Origin of the sequence: Brooklawnia sp. (genome assembly GCF_049651565.1) — a bacterium.
GTDB lineage: Bacteria > Actinomycetota > Actinomycetes > Propionibacteriales > Propionibacteriaceae > Brooklawnia.
The window spans coordinates 1-4,063 of the sequence record NZ_JBASCI010000108.1 but is presented as its reverse complement, the minus strand read 5'-3'; the positions used below and the strand labels follow the sequence as shown (position 1 = coordinate 4,063).

The 4,063-nt window shown below is 69.2% G+C and carries 4 protein-coding genes and 1 pseudogene; 4 read left to right on the top strand and 1 reads right to left on the bottom strand.

Features of this window, described 5'->3' with window-relative positions:
• Positions 1-8: 8 nt before the first annotated feature.
• Positions 9-932: pseudogene (locus WBL05_RS04905) on the top strand (ATP-grasp domain-containing protein); the annotation flags it as partial.
• A gap of 285 nt (positions 933-1,217) precedes the next feature.
• Positions 1,218-1,412, top strand: coding sequence for an acetyl-CoA carboxylase biotin carboxyl carrier protein subunit (locus WBL05_RS04900; RefSeq protein WP_424224131.1), 195 nt, complete (start codon positions 1,218-1,220; stop codon positions 1,410-1,412).
• A 26-nt stretch (positions 1,413-1,438) separates the two neighbouring features.
• Here WBL05_RS04900 and WBL05_RS04895 read toward each other — a convergent pair whose 3' ends face one another.
• Positions 1,439-1,996 (bottom strand): PepSY domain-containing protein, encoded by a 558-nt coding sequence (locus WBL05_RS04895; RefSeq protein WP_424224130.1) that lies wholly within the window; start codon positions 1,994-1,996, stop codon positions 1,439-1,441.
• Between the two features lie 50 nt (positions 1,997-2,046).
• Here WBL05_RS04895 and WBL05_RS04890 point away from each other — a divergent pair, with 50 nt between their 5' ends.
• Together WBL05_RS04890 and WBL05_RS04885 are read left to right on the top strand one after the other, a co-directional pair.
• On the top strand, positions 2,047-2,571 hold the full coding sequence (locus WBL05_RS04890; RefSeq protein ID WP_424224129.1) for a 2'-5' RNA ligase family protein: 525 nt from the start codon (positions 2,047-2,049) through the stop codon (positions 2,569-2,571).
• Positions 2,572-2,823: 252 nt separating this feature from the next.
• On the top strand, positions 2,824-4,063 hold a 1,240-nt coding region (locus WBL05_RS04885), incomplete at its 3' end, for an Hsp70 family protein (RefSeq protein WP_424224128.1).

Genomic DNA, 4,063 nt, shown 5'->3' with positions numbered 1-4,063 from the left:
GCGACAAGGTGCGGGCCCGGCACATCGCGCAGCAGGTGGGCGCCCCGCTGGTCCCCGGCACCGCCGACCCGGTCGCCGACGCCGACGAGGTGGTCGCCTTCGCCGAGCAGCACGGCCTGCCGATCGCCATCAAGGCCGCCTTCGGCGGCGGCGGCCGCGGCCTCAAGGTGGCCCGCCGGATGGAGGACATCCGGCCGCTGTTTGAGTCGGCCACCCGCGAGGCGGTGACCGCGTTCGGACGCGGCGAGTGCTTCGTCGAGCGCTACCTCGACCGGCCCCGACACGTCGAGACCCAGTGCCTGGCCGACCAGCACGGCCGGGTGGTGGTGGTGTCGACCCGCGACTGCTCGTTGCAGCGGCGCCACCAGAAACTGGTGGAGGAGGCGCCGGCGCCGTTCCTCACCGCCCAGCAGGTGCAGCGGCTGTACGAATCGTCCAAGGCCATCCTGCGGGAGGCTGACTACGTGGGTGCCGGCACCTGCGAGTTCCTGGTCGGTCAGGACGGCACGATCTCGTTCCTGGAGGTCAACACCCGGCTGCAGGTCGAGCACCCGGTCAGCGAGGAGGTCACCGGCTGGGACCTGGTGCGCTGGCAATTCGACATTGCCGACGGCGCCCAGCTGCCAGACACCGACCCGATCGTCGTCGGCCACTCGATCGAGCTGCGGATCAACGCCGAGGATCCCGGCCGCGGGTTCATGCCCTCCCCGGGCACGCTGACCCGCTGGCGGCCACCCACCGGGCCGGGTGTGCGGATGGAGGAGGGCTACCGGCGGGGCATGACCGTGCCCGGCGCTTTCGACTCGCTGCTGGGCAAGCTCATCATCACCGGCCGCAACCGCGACGAGTGCCTGGCCCGGGCGCGGCGGGCGCTGGACGAGTTCATCGTGGACGGGATGCCGACGGTGGTGCCGTTCCACCGGCTGGTGCTGCGCGACCCCGCGTTCACCGCCCCCGACGGCGACTTCCGGGTCCACACCAACTGGATCGAGACCGAGTTCGACAGCCAGATCGAGCCCTACTCCGGCGAGATCGGCGAACCCGACGAGGAGCCGCCGTTACGCACCGTGGTGGTCGAGGTGAATGGCCGGCGGATGGAGGTCAAGGTGCCGGCGAACCTCGGTGGGGGCGCCGGGCCGACCAGACCGAAGAGGCCGGTTCGTCGGGCCCGTGGGACGAAGGTGTCCGAGGCGTCCGGGAACGACCTGACCGCACCGATGCAGGGCACCATCGTCAAGACTGCGGTCGCCAATGGCGATCAGGTGGCCGAGGGTGATCTGGTCGCCGTCCTGGAGGCGATGAAGATGGAACAGCCCATCAGCGCCCACCGCGGTGGCGTGGTGCAGCGCCTGGTCGAGGCCGGCACAACGCTTGGTTCAGGCGAGGTGATCTGCCAGATCGTGGACGCCTGACCCCGGCGGTCGAAGTCCGGCGGTGGTCAGCGGTTGACGATCTCGCCGGTCACGACGTCCACGTGGACGTCCACGTCGTCGTCGAGGTTGACCTCCCAGACGACCCGGCCGTCCTCCTCGTCCAGCTCGGCATCATCGAACTGACCGGCTACCTGCGTCATCGCGGTGCTGATGGCATCGGTGATGGGAACCTGCACCTGGGCAAGCTTGCTCACCTTGTCGTCGTCGGCGTCGTCCTCCTCGCGCTCCAGCACCGTTCTGCCATCGGCGCTGATGTCGAACTCGAACTTGCGCTCGCCGGAGATGACCTCGACCTCCCAGCTGCCGTCGTCATCGAGGTCGAGGCCGACGGCCTGCGAACCCGGCACCTCCGATTCGGCCAGTGCGACCGCTGCGAAGCCTTCGGTCAGGACCGACGACCCGGTGTCCGGGGCGGTTTGTGCCGGGGTGGTGGCGGTGGTCTCGGGGGACGCTACGGGGGTCTCGGCCGGGGTGGTGGTCGTCCCGCCATTGCCGCAGCCGCTGAGCAGGGCCGCAACACCCAAACCGGCGATGGTCATTCTCCACTTGGTTGAAATAGCCATTGATCGACCCTACCCGACGAAAACCGCTGGTCACAGGCCACAATGGTCGGGTGACCGAACCGAGCGGCCATGCCGTACTGCAGGTGGCGGTGCCTGAGCTGGAGGACTGGATCAGGGCACGCACCCGCCACTACGACCCGCGGTACCTCAGTTCCGACCCTCGATTCGCCCACGCCCACATCACCGTGCTGGCACCGCTGCGGCCGGACGAGGTCGACCTGGCGGCGATTGCCCGGATCGCCGCCACCAGCGCGCCGTTCGAGTTCGCCTTGCGCGAAATCAAGGTCTTCCCGAACGGCTGCGTCTACCTCGGTCCGGAGCCGGAAGAACCGTTTCGGGTGCTGACCAGGAGGGTCTGGCAAGCCCATCCGTCGGTGACCCCGAACGGGGCGCCCGAGCCGACCCCGCACCTCACGCTGGACATGCTCTCCCCCGCAGTCACGGTGTCATCGACGAGGGCTTCACTGGGCGATTTGATCCCCGCCCAGGCACGGGCGGAGGCGCTCGAACTGGTCTGGTACGCCCCTTCTGCATGCCGACTGATGGATCGCTGGCCAATTGGGGCTGACTTCTGAGAACGTTAGACAACCGCCCTTGTGGTGAGGCATGATTGGCGTCACAAACAGATTACGAGCACACAGGTAAATGCTGCGTGGGTGCCGTGTCCCGACCGCAGCCGTCCCCGCTACGGGGCTGGCGGCGGTGGACGATGGCCTGCCTGCAGCGGCGGACATGCATGGCCACACCAGGGGGAGTAGGCAATGGCAGGCCCGTACTGCATAGGAATAGACGTTGGTACCAGTCGGGTGGCCGCTGCCACCGCAACCATGCGTTCGGACGGTGCCGCCGAGACTGTCCACGTCCCGCTCGGCGATCGCCACGACAACGCTCCCGCCGTTGCCCTGCTGACCGCCGAGGGCGAGCTGCTGCTCGGCGATGAGGCCCACCGCCGCGGACTCACCGAACCCGAGCACCTGATCACTGAGTTCCGGCGTGGTGTCGGCGACGAAGTGGCGTTCATGATCGCCGACAACGAGGTCAGCGCTGAACAGGTCTTCGCGCAAACCGTCACCCGGGCCATCGCCACCATCACGCAGCGTAAGGGTAGCGGTGCCGAGATCGTCACCCTCACCCACCCTCCGGCCTGGGGCCCGCACCGGACGTCGCTCGTCCAGCGTGCCACCGCCGAGCTGGGCTTCAACGTCGAGCTGATCAGCGAACCTGAGGCGCTCGCCCGGCACTTCGACGCCCGCCACCACTGGCAGCCCGGGCAGGTGGTCATCGCCTTCGACCTGGGCGGCACCGGCTTCGAGGCCGCTGCACTGCGAAAGCAGCCGGGTGGCTTCGCGGTGGTCGGCGAACCGATCAGCATTGACGACCTCGGCGGAGCGAACTTCGACGACGCCATCTTCCGCCATGTGCTCGCCTCCGCCGGCCTGACGGCGGCCGACCTCACTGGTGCGGACGCTCGGGCCGCGCTCGCCCAGCTGCGCCGCGAGTGCGTGGACGCCAAGGAGGCGCTGTCGGTCGACACCGACGTGACCATCCCGGTCAACCTGCCCGGCAACCGGAGCACCGTCCGACTCACCAGGGCCGAATTCGAGGCGATGGTCGAACCGACGCTGGACCGCACCGTGGACGCGGTCGAGGAGTTGCTCGAGGACGCGCACCTTGCCATCACCGATGTAGCGGCGATCCTGCTGACCGGCGGGTCCTCGCGGATCCCGCGAGTGGCCCAGCGGTTGTCCGAGGCGTTCGATCGGCCGATCGTCAGCGATCCCGACCCGAAGGCGTCGGTGGCGATGGGTGCCGCAACGGCGGCGCTCGCGCTGTTCTCCGAGCGAGCTGCGGCGACCGGCGCCGAACTTGCCCTGCCCGGTGAGGGGCAGGACGCCGGACAACTGCAGCCACTGTCAGACGCCGGGCGTGCCGAGCTGGTCGCTGCCGGCTTCGCCGTCGAGGAGTCGGCCAGGCCGACCCGGTGGCGTCCGTGGTTGACCCACGCCGCGGTGGCCGTCACCGGTGCGGCTGTCGTGCTGGTCGGCGGCTGGTTGGGCGGGTTCACAC